The sequence below is a fragment of the Pseudomonas rhizozeae genome, assembly GCF_031583775.1.
GTDB lineage: Bacteria > Pseudomonadota > Gammaproteobacteria > Pseudomonadales > Pseudomonadaceae > Aquipseudomonas.
On sequence record NZ_JAVLSB010000026.1, the window covers coordinates 1 to 14285 of the forward strand.

Here is a 14285-nt window from a genome sequence, read left to right on the forward strand (position 1 = left end):
CAGTCGCCATCGATGCGGCTGACTGAATGCCTTCGCGAGCAAGCTCGCTCCCACAGTGGTTTGTGGTGATCACAATTCGTGCGGCTGGTCGTTGACCCTGTGGGAGCGGGCTTGCCCGCGATGGCGGTGTTCCAGTCGCCATTGATGTGTGCGTCGTTCACATCAACCTCATCCACCACAAATACCGGTGGGAGCGGGCCTGCTCGCGAAGGGTACAGCCACGGTTCAGAAACTTTCGATGCCAGCGTCCACCGGCAGCACCACGCCGGTCACGCCGCTGGCCGCCGCCGAGCACAGGAAGAAACCGGCCTCGGCGACTTCTTCAGCACTGACCAAACGTTTCAGCGCGGTGCGTTCGGCCATCGATTGCAGGGCCTGGCGCGGTGCGTCATCGACCCCGGGGTTGCGCGCCGCCACGCGGCTGAGCAAGGCCGAAGTAGCGACCGGCCCTGGAGCAATGGCATTGACCCGCACGCCATACGGCCCGAGGTCGCGGGCCGCCGCGCGCATAATCCCGAGCACCGCGTGTTTCGAGGCGCTGTAGGCCATCTGTTGTCCATGGGCAAAACGGCCATTGACCGAGGACATCAACAACGCCACTCCGCGACTGGCTTTCAGAGCCTCGGCACTCGCCGCCAGGGTGAACGCCACACCGCGCACATTGATTGCTTGCGCCTTGTCCCACTCAGCCTCGTCCAGCTCAGCGGTATTGCGCCACGGTGGCACCCAACCGGCATTGGCGATGCACACATCGAGGCGGCTGCTCTGCACCAGAATCTGCGCCACCGCTCGCTGTAAATCCCCGGCGCGGGTGACGTCACAGGCAATGAAATCCTCGGTATCCGCGCTGGCCGCGCCCGGCAGGTCGGCACAATACACCCGCGCTCCCGCCTGGCGAAAACGCTCGGCAAAGGCCAGGCCGAGGCCGCCGGTTCCACCGGTGATCAGCACTACATGTTCGGTCATGTCGCAGCTCCGCAGAGTTAGCCATCACTGGCACAGAAAAGGTCGGTAATCGACGTCCAGCGGCACCTCTTTGCCCTGCACCAGGCTGGCGATAATGCGCGCAATAATCGGCCCGGCGGTGAACCCCATCCACGGAAAGAAATTCATGAAGAACCCTGGCGAGCCCGGCACTTCGCCGAGGATCGGCCGCCAGTCATCGGTGCCGTTGACCACCGCCGCCCAGGTGCGAATCACCCGTAGCGGACCGAGCGCCGGCACCGTTTGCAGGGCCAGCGCCATGTTTTGCGCCAACGAATCCGGGTCGGTCACCGGATGCCCGCGCCCATGCCAGCGCGCCGGCCAGCCGCCGCCGATCAGGATCGAGCCGATGGCGTTCTGCTTGAGGGTGAGTTTCTCTCCGGCGGAGTACACCAGATGCGGGATCAACGGCCCGGTCTGCTCGGTCACCGCCACCTGAATGGCGAAGCCCTGCACGTCGGTGTGAATGCCGAGCATGGCGGCAATGCGCCCGGCGTCGGCCCCGGCGGCGTTGACCACCCGGCGCGCTACCAATGATTCATCCGCCAGTTGCACGCAGTAATTCTGCTGCCCGCGCTCAACCCCGATCACCTCGCTGTGGCGACGGAATTTCACCCCCAAACGCTTGGCTGCGTCGGCATACGCCAGGGTGGCGATCAGCGGACTGGCCTTGCCCTCGATCGGGCAGAACGCACCGCCCAGCACTCGATCCGAGAGGTATGGCGCCAGCTCGCGCACCGCTTGTTGATCGAGCAAATTGACCTCCAGCCCATGCTCGCGCTCAAGGCTGGCCTTGGCCTCGATTTCCCGCAATTGCTGAGCGGTGGTCGCCACCAACAATCCGCCCTTGGTCGAGACTTCCAGGTCGACGCCCAATTCACTCGGCAACTGGTGCCACATGTCGATGGAACGGGCCATCAGGGCAATGCTCGGGGCAAAGCGACGCGCCCACTCCGGGCCTTTGTTGACGAACGGGTCGTGGGGAATCTGCGCGTGCAGGCTGCCGGCATTTGAGCCCGACGCCTGGGTGTTGAGTTCACTGCGTTCGAGCACCAATACGTCGACGCCATCCTTGGCCAGGTAGTACGCCGTGGCACAGCCGGCCAGGCCGCCGCCGATGACAATTACATCGGCCATGGAAACAGCTCCGGCTCATCATTCATGGGCATCACTCATGTGGCTTTCACCTCCGTGCGCGCCTGCCGTCGGGCGAGAAAAAATCCGTGGGATTGCGGCAGTAGATCATGGGCATCGGGCACCTGCAGCGCCAGTGCTGCGTGATAGGCAAAACTGGGGTCGTCGAGCAAGGCGCGACCCAGCGCCACCAGGTCCGCCGCGCCGTCGGCGATCACCTGGTTGGCTTGCAGTGCTTCGGTGATCAACCCGACCGCCATGGTCGGGATATGCGCCTCGGCGCGAATCCGTGCAGCGTATGGCACCTGATGCCCCGGCGTGGCGACCGTCGCCGAACGTGCCACCGGACCGAGAATCCCGCCCGCCGAACAATCGATCAGGTCGACCCCTTCGGCGGCCAGCAATGCCGCGAGTTGCACCGTGTCGCCGAGGCAGATGCCGCCCTCGCCGTCATCCACGCATGAGGCGCGATACCACACCGGCATCTGCGCCGGGACCGCCGCCCGCACCGCGCGTACCACCTCCAGCGCCAACCGCGCGCGGTGGGCGAATTCACCGCCGTACGCATCGGTTCGATGGTTGGCCAGCGGCGAGAAGAATTCGTGAATCAAGTAGCCGTGTGCGCCGTGGATCTCGACGAAATCCAGCCCGGCCTCGACCGCACGGCGAGCCGCCGCAGCAAACCCGTCGATTATTTGTTGGATGTCTTCGAGACTGGCGGCATTCGGGGTGGGCCAATCGACATTGTGCGCCAACGCCGAAGGCGCCAGGGTCGGCCACGCCGGGTAGGCACTGCCGGCGGTCAACGGCCCGCTGCCCTGCCACGGCACCGCCGAACTGGCCTTGCGCCCGGCATGCGCCAGTTGCACGCCCAGCGGCACGCCGTGCTGGTGATACAGCTCAGCGAGACGCCGTAAACCGGGGATGTGCCCGTCATTCCAGATGCCCAGGCAACCGGGGCTGATGCGCCCGTCGCGAAGGACCGCCGTGGCTTCCAGCAGCGCGCCACCGATGCCGCCAAGGGCGAAACGCGCGTGGTGCGCGTAATGCCAGTCATTGACCAAGCCTTCATCCGCCTGGTACTGACACATCGGCGACACCACCAGGCGATTGCGAAAATGCACGCCGCGCGACGCGAACGGTGTGAACAGCGGTGGACGGCTCATTCCCGGCTCCCGACTCATTTCGCGGCTTGAGCGGCGACGTAGCTGTTGATGTCGTCGATGATGCTGACGATCCGCCCGCGCCGCTCAATGCCTTCCTGGCCGAGGTCGGCGAACTGGGTCAGCGGTGCGCGCACGTCACCCACCGGGTAACCCTGGGACGCTGCCAAGGCCTTGGAATAGCACTGATGGCCGTAGGTCGGGTGGCCCTCGGCGATGATGTGGTCGAAGCTGCTGATCATTGCCTGGATCTTGCCGGCCTCCTGCAGCTTGCCTTCAACCAGCGCTTCCCACAGACGCGTCGAGGCCCGTGGAATGTAGTTGGCGTAAGGGTTCACGTAACCGACCGCGCCGAGCAGGAAACTCTCCACCGGGCGCTCGCCGGCAAACACGTTCATCACGCCCTGGGTGCCCTCGACGATGTCGTAAATGCGCCCGACGTCCATGCTCGCTTCCTTGATATAACGCACGTTGTCGAAGGCTTTGGTCATGCGCGCAACGAGCGCGGCGGACATGTCGACATTGGTGGTCACCGGGTTGTTGTAGAGCATGATCGGCAGCGAGGTCGACTCGGACACCGCGCGGTAGTAAGTGAAAATTTCGTCTTCGGTCGGGGTGTAGTAATACGGCGGCGCAATCATGAAACCGTCGGCGCCCAGCGCTTCAGCCTCTCGGGTATAACGCACGGCATTGGGGGTGTAGGCGTCCATGGTGCCGACCAGCACGTCGATGCGGCCATTGACCAGTTTCACTGTGGTTTCGATGTACTGGGTGCGCTCGTCATCGGAGATGGTCAGGAACTCGCCAGTGGTGCCGAGGATGATGATGCCCGGCGAACCAGATTCGATTTGCCATTCAATAAATGCGGCCAAGGCCTTGTAGTCAATCTGGCTGCCGTCGGCGGTAAAAGGAGTGACGGTCACGCCGTAACTGCCGCGAAATTCTTTGCTCATGCTTGACTCCGATTCTCGTGCGGTTGTGCGCGGGCAATAATTATGTTCGCGCTGTTATGTGATCTTACGAACTGTTTCGCCTGAATCGCTGATAAAAGCCTAATTCGGAGCGAAGAAACCCTGAACATCTGTGAACAGATGTTACCATGGCGAACATTCGTTCGCGCTATTCCTGTTTGATTTTTTCCAGTGATCCGGCCAGTTCAGCGATGGTCACCGGCTTCACCGGCAAACGCGGGGCGAACCCGGACAATTCATGCCGTTGGACACCGGTCATCGCGCAGACCTTGTCATCCAGCAACGGCGCGCAGTAACGGCCCTGACACCGCCCCATGCCGATCCGCGTGTGACGCTTGATTGCCCCGACCGTGCTGATGCCATCGTCCAACGCCTGTTGCAGCGTGGCGAAACTGACTTCCTCGCAACGACACACCAGGCAGCCATCCTTGGCGGCGGCCTTCACGGCCGGCGGTTTGGCATCGGCCTTGTACAAGGTCCACAAGGCTTTCTGGAACGCCCGTTGCCGCTTCAGCTCGGATTCTGCCTCGCGGCCGCTTTCGTGAAGTTCGCCGGACGGGTTGAAGCCGCAAGCGATCGCCGCTTCCAGCCCCACCAGGCGCCCTTCCGCCAACGCGGCTTTCGCGCCGCCCAGCCCGGTGCAGTCACCCAACGCAAACACGCCGTTGATATCGGTCTGGCCGCGCGCATCGCGGCGAGTCACCAATTGCCGGCGTTCGCTGTCGTAATCGTGACTGCAACCGAGGGCGCGCAGCAGTTCGTTGGCCGGTTCAAAACCGTAGCCGAGGCATACGCAATCGACCTCGAAGACCTCCGGCAAGGCTTGACCTTTGGCATCGCTCAGGCTGACCCGCAACGATTCGCCCTGGGCTTCGATGCCGGACACCAGGGCCTGATGAATCATCTTGCCCCTGCCCCGCGCCAGCGCCAGGCGATAGCGAACACCATCGAGCATCAGCCCCGGCACCGCGCTGGCCATGCGCAACAGGCTGGGCAAGGTCGACAGACCCGGCGCCGCTGCCGCTTCGACCACCGCCACCACCGTGGCGCCACCGGCCAGCAACTCGGCGGCCAGTTGCAGGTTCAACGGGCCGTTGCCAGCGATCAGCACGCGTTTGCCAGGCAAGCGTCGCGCGGTGCGCCACAACGTCTGCGCGGCGCCGGTGGTCATCACCCCCGGTAAGGTCCAGCCCGGCACTTGCCAACCGCGCTCGAACGCACCGGTGGCGATGATGGTGGCGCGGGGTTTCCAGCGCTGGGTGTGGCCGTTGATGGCAACGCCATATTCGCCGGGCTCGAACGCGCCCCAGACCAACGCGTCACCGATCATCTCTACCCCCGAGGCCTGGACCTCGGCGATCAGTTGGGCGCCCTGCCGATGCTGTCGATCGGGCGGCGCGATGTCCGGCCCGGTGACGCTGAGCTGCTTGTAATACTGGCCGCCGGCGAGGCTGCGCTCATCCAGCACCACCACACTGGCGCCGGCCTGGCGCGCCGCCAATGCGGCCGACAGGCCACCCGGGCCCGCGCCGATCACCAGTACATCGGGGGTGCGCACGTGCAGCGGCTCGATCACCACCGCCTGCGCCACGTCCAGCGGCAGCACCGGGTTGCCGAGGCTGCGCTTGACGCTGATCGGCGCCACAACTTTGGTCATGCAGGCGCGCTGATTGGGCCGGCCGTCGATCTCCACCAGGCATTCCTGGCACACGCCCATGCCGCAGAAAATCCCCCGGCAGGCACCGCTGCGGGTTTCGCGAAAATGCCGCACCCCGCCCGCGATCAGCGCAGCAGCCAACGACTCGCCTGGGCGCGCCGTGAACTCGGTGCCTTCGAAGGTGATCGCAATGCCTTTCATCCAGCGTCTCCGTGAATCAATGTCGTGCCTCAGTGGCGCAGGATCTTGCCGACGAACTCGCGGGTGCGGACTTCCACCGGGGCTTCGAAAATCTGCTGCGGCGTACCGATCTCGACCACCTGGCCCTTGTCCATCATCACAATGCGGGTCGACACCTCACGCACGAACGACATCTCGTGCGACACCAGCAACATGGTGATGCCTTCCTTGGCCAGCGCGCGCACTGTGTCCAGCACTTCGTTGACCAGTTCCGGGTCGAGGGCGGCAGTGACTTCGTCGAGCAACAGGATCTGCGGACGCAAGGCCAGGGCCCGGGCAATCGCCACGCGCTGTTGCTGGCCACCGGATAATTCGTCCGGGTAAGCGTGGTATTTCTCGCCCAGCCCGACCTTGGTCAGCAAAGCCTTGGCCTCGACTTCGACCTCGGCGCGGGGACGCTTCTTGATCTTGGTCGGGGCGATCGTGACGTTGCGCAGCACGTCCATGTTCTGGAACAGGTTGTACTGCTGGAAGACGATGGCCATTTTGTCGCGGGCGGCGCGCAGGCTGCTTTTCGACAAGTAATCCAGCGGCTCTTCGTCGATCTGCACCTGCCCGGCGGTGGGCGGCAACAGGCCCATCAGTACCCGCAGCAGCGTGCTCTTGCCCGAACCAGACGGCCCGATCAGGCTGATCACTTCACCGCGATCAACCGACAAGCTCACGTTTTGCAGGACCGGAATTTGCGCGTACGCGCTCGACAGATTTACGACGTTGAGGTGAGCCAAGACGTTTCTCCAGGTAAGCGCCAAATTTACTGAGGGGGTAAGACAGGGCGAAGTAAGCCGCGAGGATCACGCCGTACACCAGGAACGGCGAGTAGCCCCGGTTCATCAGGACCTTGCCGGTGAACGTCAACTCGACGACGCCCATTTGCGAGGCCAGCGAGGTGTCCTTGATGAACATCACCATGAAGGCGAAGGCCGGTGGCAGGATGACTTTCCACGATTGCGGCAGCAGCACCATGAACAGCGTGCGGCTGAAGCCGAAGTTCATCACCTGCGCCGCTTCCAGTTGCTGGCGCGGCACCGATTCGAGCCCGGCGCGGATGATCTCCGAGAGAAACGCGGTAGCGACCAGGCAGATCGAGACGGTGGCAATCGCCGACAGCGAGATGTTCGAGCCAAGGCCTTGCGAGGCGTACATCACGATGAACAGGATGACCAGGAACGGAATGCGCCGGAACACCTCGACGTACACCGTCACTGCCAGCCGCAACAGCATCAGCCAGTTGCTGGTGGTGCTGCGGATCACGGTGATGGCGAACCCGCAAATGGCGCCGACGGTGCAGCCGACCACGGTCATCATCAAGGTCCGGCCCATGGCTTCCATGACGAAGACAAAGGTGTACCAGGTGAAGAATCGCGGGGCCTGGGAAATGATCAGATCAAACATCAGAACACCTTGATTTTTGCGCGGAACAGGTGACGGCCAACCAGCCCCAAAGCAATCGACGCAACGAAGGTCAATGCCACGTAAATCGCCGCCACCACCGAGAAGGTTTCAATGGTTCGCAGGTTTGCGGTCGAAATGTTGATGGCTCGGCCCGTGAGTTCCTCGACACCGAAAATAGCGCCAATGGAACTGCCCAGCACCAGCCACACGAAGAAGTTGCACAGCGGCGCGTAAATGGTCTTGGCGATGTGCGGCAAGATCACGTAGCGCACGGTTTGCAACCCGGACATGCCGAGGGTGATGGCGGTTTCGATCTCGGCCTTGCGCACCGACTCGACGCCGGAGCGCAGGATGTCGGTGAGGTAGGCGCCAGAGTTCAGCGTCAGGCCGATCAACACCGCAGTCATCGGCTCCAGCACGATGCCGACATCCGGCAAGGCGTAGAACAGAAAGAAAATCTGCACCAGCGCCGGGGTGTTGGTGAACAGCGTGATGTAGACGCTGACCAGACCGCGCAACAGTCGCCCGCCATGCAGCTTGGCCATGGCGCCCGCGAGGCCGATGGCGGCGCCGAGCCAGAACGACACGAAAGCGATTTCCAGGGTGAACACTGCGCCTTTCAACAGATAGGGCAGGTTCTGGATCACGTTGGAGAATTGAAAGGTGTAGTCCACGAGGCTATCCGTCTTTTTTCGCTGACCCGCAGCCGGCCATTCGCCGACTGCGGGTCACTGCGGGAGTTAGAAGTACGGGGTTGCGTCCACTGGTTTGAGCATCGGCGCACCGTATGCTTTCTGCCAGGTGGAATTGATGAAGCCAGTGCTGTGCATTTCGTACAGCACAATATTGAGGTAGTCGCGCAGCCCGGTGCTGTTCTTCGCCACGCCGATGCAGTCGTAACCCACGGAAATCGGGTCCTTGAGCACGCGCCACTTCACGTCAGGATAGTTCTTGGTGAAGCTCATGAAGAAATCGATGTTTTCGACGATCGCGTCGCCACGCCCCTGGGCCACCGCGCGCACGGTGTCGGCGATGGTTTCCACCAACAGTACGTTGGCTTTCGGCAGTTCTTTTTTCAGGTAGTCGACCGACCAGTTGCCGCGCATGTTGACCAGTTTGACGTCAGGGCTGTCGAGCTGCTTCCAGTTGTCGGCCTTGAGTTTGTCGGTGGTCAGCACCGCCATCGATTCGGTGTGCAGCGGCACGGTGAAGTCGATCAGCTTGGCGCGCTCGGAGTTGCGGGTCAGGGCGCCGAGGGAAATGTCGATGCGGTCCGATTGCAGGAACGGCACACGCTGCGCGCTCTCGGTCGGCACGAACTCGGCTTTGACATTGAGGTTGCGGGCGATTTCGTTGGCGGCGTCGATGTCGAAGCCCGCCAGTTCGTTCTTGTCGTTGTAAGAACTCATCGGTGGGAAGTTCGGGTTGACCCCGACCCGCAAGGTGCCGCTCTGGATGATTGCATCGAGGCTGCGCGCTTGCACGACGCCGGACACGGCCGTTGCAAGAACGGCCAGCGAGAGAATGACAGCTTTCAGTTTAAGCATGTGAAACTCCTGGTTGGGATGACGGCGACGCCAGCACAGGCTGGAATCTCAATGTCTGACTTCGCCGCATCCCTGTCAATGAAATTATGCGCAATACGAACATATTTCGTCACCGCGCACTTTTAGCTGGCAATAAATGTGGTCAACGCACGTAACTGGCGCCGTTTACATCAAGGGTTGCACCGCTGAGGTGCCTCGATCGACCGCTGGCCAGAAACGCTACCAGTGCCGCGATGTCGCTCGGCGGCACCCATTCGCCCATGGCCAGTTGCGCGGTCACGCCCTCCTCGCCGCCCTGAGTCTGGGCGAACGACTCGGACATCTGCGTGCGCACCACGCCGGGGGCGACGATGTAGGCCAGGATTCCCTGCTTGGCATACGCCCGCGCGACGGTCTGAGTCATCGAGCGAACGGCGGCTTTCGAGGCGGCGTAGGCGATGGTGTCCGGGTTGGTCACCCCGCGCTGGGCGGCCCAACTGGAAATGGTGATGAGGATCCCGCCGCCGTTGTCCTGGAAATGCTTGACCGCGCGCCGGATCAAGCGCGCCGGGGCTAGCACGTTCACGCTGAGGGTTTCTTCCCAGACGCTGTCCCAGGTTTCGTCGTCCGCAGCGAAACCGCCGTGCCAGCGCATGATCGCGGCGTTGTTGACGAACCCATCAATGCGCTCCTGCCAGGCCTGCGCCTGATCCCACAGCGCTTCAACTGCGTTCAGATCATGCAGATCGGCTTGCAGAAACAGCTTGTCGCTCTCCGGCAGCGCCGCCAGGGCCTGCTCGGCGCCTGCGCGATCACCGCCGTAATGCGCGATGACCCGCGCGCCCGCCTCGCCCAGCGCCGTCGCGATCGCCGCGCCGATGCCTTTGGATGCGCCTGTCACCAACAACGTTTTACCCTTCAGGTCGAACATTGGACCTCCCGTGGAATGTCCCTTGCATTGACAGTGCCAATGCGCGGGCAAAGTTATCGAACCGAGCTTTAATTCGAGCTATGCGCCGAATCAGCGACTGGCGAAAAACAAGTGAAATGACGCGCAACTAGCGTGCAAGCGTCGAGACAGTGCCCATTGGGCGAGAGGCGGCGCCGACTGACTGGCCGGCGCGGGTGTTGAATACGCAATTGGGTGCATAAGTAAGGCTCCATCGTTTAGTGGTTTTTATTTTCGATGTGGCCGTTAACTTATCGCACAATTGTGCGCATTGCAAACTAGTGTTCGCGGAATTATCGAGCAATTTGTAATACGGGCGAGGACGGAATTTCAGGCAAAAAAAACGCGCCCGATCGAGGATCGGCGCGCGTGTTTTTCAGCAGCAGATGCCGTGCGAAAATCAGCCTTGCAGGGCCTGAGTGATATTTTTCGACGCTTCGAGCAGCTCGGTGAGGATCCGCGTGCTCATGTCCTGCAGGGTCACCCGCTCGGTCGGACACGGCACGTTCAGGGCCGCGACCACCTTGCCGTCACGGTCACGAATCGGCACCGAGATCGACCGCAGGCTGATCTCCAGTTCCTGGTCGACGATCGACCAGCCGCGCAGGCGGGTTTCGTTGATCAGCTCACGCAACTTCACCTTCGAGGTCACGGTGTGCTGGGTGAATTTGGTCAGCGTGGCCTTGTCCAGGTACTCCTGCAGTTCGGCTTCCGGCAGCGCCGCGAGCAGCACCCGCCCGGTCGACACACTGTGCGCCGGCGAGCGGCTGCCGATGGAGATGCTGATATTGACCACCCGCGTCGAGTTGGCCCGGGCCACGTAAATTACCGCATCGCCATCCAGTACGGCGGCGAAGCAGGATTCCTGCAAGCGATCGGACAACGCACTCATGATCGGTTGGGCGACGTCCCAGATGTTCATCGAGGACAAGGCCGAGAAGCCGATTTCGAGAATCTTCGGCTTCAGGCTGAAGTACTTGCCGTCGCTGTCGGCGTAGCCTTCACGCACCAACGTCAGCAGGAAACGTCGCGCGGTGGCCCGACTCATGCCACTCGCTTCGGCGACCTCGCTGAGGGTGCGGCGCGGCGTGTGGCGGGTGAAGGTCTTGATGACTTCGAGGCCGCGTGCGAAAGAACCCACATAATCGCGATCACGGTTCTCAAGGTCGTCGATAGGCGATTCTGAATCGAGCATTTTTGACACCATTCCTTAAGAAGTCTGTGCGACGTGCGCACAGAAGTTTAGGCCGGAATATATCAGTTCACCTGGGCAACGCATACGTATTTCAGCTCGGTGAACTCCTCGATAGCGTGGTGCGAGCCTTCGCGACCGATGCCTGAAGATTTCACCCCACCGAACGGCGCGCCTTCATAAGAAGTGGCGCCAGTATTGACCCCGACAATGCCCACTTCCAACGCTTCACTGACCCGCCAGACGCGGCCGTTGTCACGGGTAAAGAAGTATGCAGCGAGGCCGAATTCAGTGTCGTTAGCCGCAGCGATCACTTCTTCTTCAGTCTCGAACTTGAACACCGGGGCCACCGGGCCGAAGGTTTCTTCCACGGCGATGCGCATCTGGGCGGTCACATCGGCCAGCACGGTCGGCTCGAAGAAGGTTTGGCCTAAAGCGTGGCGATGGCCGCCGGTGACGATGCGCGCGCCAAGCGCCAAGGCATCATCGATGTGCTGCTGGACTTTCTGCACCGCTGCCTCATCAATCAACGGACCTTGCTGCACACCTTCCTGCTGGCCGTCGCCGACTTTCAGCGCAGCGACGGCGGCGGCGAAACGCTCGACGAAGCGGTCATGAATGCCGCTCTGCACATAGATGCGGTTGGCGCACACGCAGGTCTGGCCCATGTTACGGAATTTCGAGGCCATGGCCCCGGTCACGGCGACGTCGATATCGGCGTCGTCGAAGATGATCAGCGGCGCGTTGCCGCCCAGTTCCAGCGCGACTTTCTTAATGGTGCCAGCGGCTTTGGCCATCAACGAACGCCCGACTTCGGTGGAGCCGGTGAAGGTGACTTTGCGCACCAGTGGATGGGTCGACAACTCGTCGCCGACTTCCCCGGCGGCGCCGGTCACCACGCTGAAAACTCCAGCCGGCAACCCGGCACGCTGCCCCAACTCAGCCAGGGCCAGCGCGGAAAAAGGCGTGGCACTGGCCGGCTTGAGGACCATGCTGCAACCGGCGGCAATGGCCGGACCGGCCTTGCGCGGGATCATCGCCATGGGGAAATTCCACGGAGTGATCGCGGCACACACGCCGATCGGCTGGCGCAGCACCAGCAAGCGCTGACCCGGTTGCGCGGCGGGCAGGACTTCGCCGTAAACACGCTTGGCCTCCTCCGCAAACCACTCGAAGAACGCCGCACCGTAGAGGATTTCACCTTTGGCCTCGGCCAGTGGCTTGCCTTGTTCAGCGGTGAGGATCAAGGCCAGGTCATCGGCGTTCTCGACGATCAGGTCGTACCAGCGCTTCACCACTTTGGCCCGTTCGCCGGCCGGACGCGCGGCCCACAAACGGAACGCCTTCTCCGCCCCTTCAATGGCTTCGACCGTCTCGGTACGCCCGGCCTTGGGCACCCGCCCGACCAATTCACCGGTACTCGGATTCGTCACCTCGATCCAGCCGCAACCTGCCGGAACCGACCAGGCGCCATTGACGAAGATCGCTTGCTTGAGCAGTGAAGGGTCTTTCAAGTTCAGCATGATTTGTTTCCTCGTTGCGGAATTAAGGTGATACATTTATGTTCGCACAACGCCCATAACACCGCAATGCGCACAAATCATCAACCGAATACTTGGCGAGTAACTGGAGAGATCATGGATTCACGTACCCCATCGACCGATCTGCATAACCTGGATCGGCGCTATTTTCTGCACCCGTTCACCGCACTGGCCGAGCACGAGCGCAACGGTCCATTGGTGATGACCAAGGGCGAAGGCGTGTGGCTGGAAGACACCAGCGGTCGGCGTTACATCGATTCGATGGCGGGCCTGTGGTGCGTCAACGTGGGTTACGGTCGCCGGGAAATCGCCGACACCTTGCACGCTCAGGCACTGCGCCTGCCCTACTACCATTCGTTTTCGTCGATGGCCACCGACACACCGATCCTGCTGGCCGAGAAGCTGATCGAGTCGGCGCCGGTGCCGATGTCCAAGGTATTTTTCGGCAACTCCGGGTCCGACGCTAACGACACTCAGGTCAAACTGGTGTGGTACTACAACAACGCCCGCGGCTTGCCGCAGAAGAAGAAAATCATCGCGCGCAATCGCGGCTATCACGGCGTTACCGTGGTCGCGGCCGGCCTCACCGGGTTGCCGGGCATGCATGCCGGGTTCGACCTGCCGCTGCCGTTCGTGCGTCACACCACCGCGCCGCATCGCCTGTGGCAAGCCGAGCCGGGGCAAAGCGATGCAGCCTTCGTCGCGCGCCTGGCCGCTGACCTGGAAAACCTGATCCTCGCCGAAGGCCCGGACACCGTGGCCGCGATGATCATGGAACCGGTGATGGGCGCCGGTGGCGTGATCGTGCCGCCGCCGGGTTACTACGCGGCGATGCAGGCGGTGCTCGATAAGTACGACGTGCTGCTGATCGCCGATGAAGTGATCACCGGTTTCGGCCGCCTCGGCACCCAGTTCGGCAGTGAAAAAATGGGCATGCGCCCAGATCTGATGACCGTCGCCAAAGGCATCACTTCGGCTTACGTGCCGCTGTCGGCGTGCATCATTTCCGAAAAAATCTGGCAAGGCCTGCTGCTCGGCGGCGAAAAATACGGCGCCTTCGCCCACGGCTACACCTACAGCGCGCACCCGTTGGCCGCCGCCGTGGCACTTACTAACCTGCAGATCATTGAGGACGAAGGCCTGGTCGCCCAGGCCGCCGCGCGCGGTGAGTTGATGCATCGGCTGTTGCGCGAGAACTTCGCCGATCACCCGGCCGTCGGCGACATCCGTGGCGTGGGCCTGATGGGTGCAGTGGAGTTCGTCGCTCGTCGCGACCCTGCGACGCCGTTCGATCCGGCCCTGAAAGTCGCGCCACGGATCGCCCGCGCCGCGCTCGAAGAAGGCCTGATCACCCGCGCCTTGCCCCAGGGCGATTCGATCTCTTTCTCGCCGCCCTTCGTGATCAGCGAAGAGGAAGTCGCCGAGATGGTCATCCGTGCCCGCCGCGCCGTGGACAAGGTGTTCGCTCAGCTGCACGCCGAAGGCCACTGGAAAGGCTGACACCCTGCAGTACCCAAAAGCCGCCGACGCAGT

General features: G+C 62.5%; 13 protein-coding genes. 1 reads left to right on the forward strand and 12 read right to left on the reverse strand.

Annotated features, from left to right (window positions below; genetic code table 11):
* Positions 1–225: 225 nt before the first annotated feature.
* The 12 genes from RG836_RS08390 to RG836_RS08445 form a co-directional block, all read right to left on the reverse strand.
* Positions 226–966 carry an SDR family oxidoreductase gene (locus RG836_RS08390; RefSeq protein WP_310844708.1) on the reverse strand — a complete coding sequence of 247 codons (741 nt, stop codon included), beginning with the start codon at positions 964–966 and terminating at the stop codon, positions 226–228.
* Between the two features lie 24 nt (positions 967–990).
* Positions 991–2121, reverse strand: coding sequence for an NAD(P)/FAD-dependent oxidoreductase (locus tag RG836_RS08395; protein WP_310844709.1), 1131 nt, complete (start codon positions 2119–2121; stop codon positions 991–993).
* 35 nt (positions 2122–2156) lie between these two features.
* On the reverse strand, positions 2157–3284 hold the full coding sequence (locus tag RG836_RS08400) for an NADH:flavin oxidoreductase/NADH oxidase (protein ID WP_310844710.1): 1128 nt from the start codon (positions 3282–3284) through the stop codon (positions 2157–2159).
* Between the two features lie 14 nt (positions 3285–3298).
* Positions 3299–4234 carry a dihydrodipicolinate synthase family protein gene (locus RG836_RS08405; RefSeq protein ID WP_310844711.1) on the reverse strand — a complete coding sequence of 312 codons (936 nt, stop codon included), beginning with the start codon at positions 4232–4234 and terminating at the stop codon, positions 3299–3301.
* A 166-nt stretch (positions 4235–4400) separates the two neighbouring features.
* Complete coding sequence (locus tag RG836_RS08410; protein ID WP_310844713.1) at positions 4401–6110, reverse strand: FAD-dependent oxidoreductase; 1710 nt, start codon at positions 6108–6110, stop codon at positions 4401–4403.
* Positions 6111–6139: 29 nt separating this feature from the next.
* The gene (locus RG836_RS08415; RefSeq protein ID WP_310844716.1) at positions 6140–6814 is read right to left on the reverse strand and encodes an amino acid ABC transporter ATP-binding protein; all 675 of its coding nucleotides are present in this window, start codon (positions 6812–6814) and stop codon (positions 6140–6142) included.
* Complete coding sequence (locus tag RG836_RS08420) at positions 6798–7544, reverse strand: amino acid ABC transporter permease (RefSeq protein ID WP_310844718.1); 747 nt, start codon at positions 7542–7544, stop codon at positions 6798–6800. Before RG836_RS08420 ends, RG836_RS08415 begins: the two co-directional genes overlap by 17 nt.
* Positions 7544–8218, reverse strand: coding sequence for an amino acid ABC transporter permease (locus RG836_RS08425; protein WP_310844720.1), 675 nt, complete (start codon positions 8216–8218; stop codon positions 7544–7546). The genes RG836_RS08420 and RG836_RS08425 overlap by 1 nt, the downstream gene beginning before the upstream one ends.
* A 66-nt stretch (positions 8219–8284) precedes the next feature.
* A complete protein-coding gene (locus RG836_RS08430; protein WP_310844722.1) occupies positions 8285–9091 on the reverse strand; it encodes a transporter substrate-binding domain-containing protein in 807 nt (268 codons plus the stop codon).
* A 142-nt stretch (positions 9092–9233) separates the two neighbouring features.
* Positions 9234–10001, reverse strand: coding sequence for an SDR family NAD(P)-dependent oxidoreductase (locus tag RG836_RS08435; RefSeq protein WP_310844723.1), 768 nt, complete (start codon positions 9999–10001; stop codon positions 9234–9236).
* A gap of 418 nt (positions 10002–10419) precedes the next feature.
* On the reverse strand, positions 10420–11214 hold the full coding sequence (locus RG836_RS08440; protein ID WP_310844725.1) for an IclR family transcriptional regulator domain-containing protein: 795 nt from the start codon (positions 11212–11214) through the stop codon (positions 10420–10422).
* A 62-nt stretch (positions 11215–11276) separates the two neighbouring features.
* Positions 11277–12731 carry an NAD-dependent succinate-semialdehyde dehydrogenase gene (locus RG836_RS08445; RefSeq protein WP_310844835.1) on the reverse strand — a complete coding sequence of 485 codons (1455 nt, stop codon included), beginning with the start codon at positions 12729–12731 and terminating at the stop codon, positions 11277–11279.
* Positions 12732–12848: 117 nt separating this feature from the next.
* Between RG836_RS08445 and RG836_RS08450 the strand changes: the two genes are divergently transcribed.
* Positions 12849–14252: an aminotransferase gene (locus tag RG836_RS08450; RefSeq protein ID WP_310844726.1), complete on the forward strand. Its 1404-nt coding sequence runs from the start codon at positions 12849–12851 to the stop codon at positions 14250–14252.
* The last annotated feature ends 33 nt before the right edge of the window (positions 14253–14285 follow it).

Bases quoted from the DNA above. Each gene is read 5' to 3' on its own strand.
- RG836_RS08390 (WP_310844708.1), bottom strand. From the start codon at position 966: ATGACCGAACATGTAGTGCTGATCACCGGTGGAACCGGCGGCCTCGGC.
- RG836_RS08395 (WP_310844709.1), bottom strand. From the start codon at position 2,121: ATGGCCGATGTAATTGTCATCGGCGGCGGCCTGGCCGGCTGTGCCACG.
- RG836_RS08400 (WP_310844710.1), bottom strand. From the start codon at position 3,284: ATGAGCCGTCCACCGCTGTTCACACCGTTCGCGTCGCGCGGCGTGCAT.
- RG836_RS08405 (WP_310844711.1), bottom strand. From the start codon at position 4,234: ATGAGCAAAGAATTTCGCGGCAGTTACGGCGTGACCGTCACTCCTTTT.
- RG836_RS08410 (WP_310844713.1), bottom strand. From the start codon at position 6,110: ATGAAAGGCATTGCGATCACCTTCGAAGGCACCGAGTTCACGGCGCGC.
- RG836_RS08420 (WP_310844718.1), bottom strand. From the start codon at position 7,544: ATGTTTGATCTGATCATTTCCCAGGCCCCGCGATTCTTCACCTGGTAC.
- RG836_RS08430 (WP_310844722.1), bottom strand. From the start codon at position 9,091: ATGCTTAAACTGAAAGCTGTCATTCTCTCGCTGGCCGTTCTTGCAACG.
- RG836_RS08435 (WP_310844723.1), bottom strand. From the start codon at position 10,001: ATGTTCGACCTGAAGGGTAAAACGTTGTTGGTGACAGGCGCATCCAAA.
- RG836_RS08440 (WP_310844725.1), bottom strand. From the start codon at position 11,214: ATGCTCGATTCAGAATCGCCTATCGACGACCTTGAGAACCGTGATCGC.
- RG836_RS08450 (WP_310844726.1), top strand. From the start codon at position 12,849: ATGGATTCACGTACCCCATCGACCGATCTGCATAACCTGGATCGGCGC.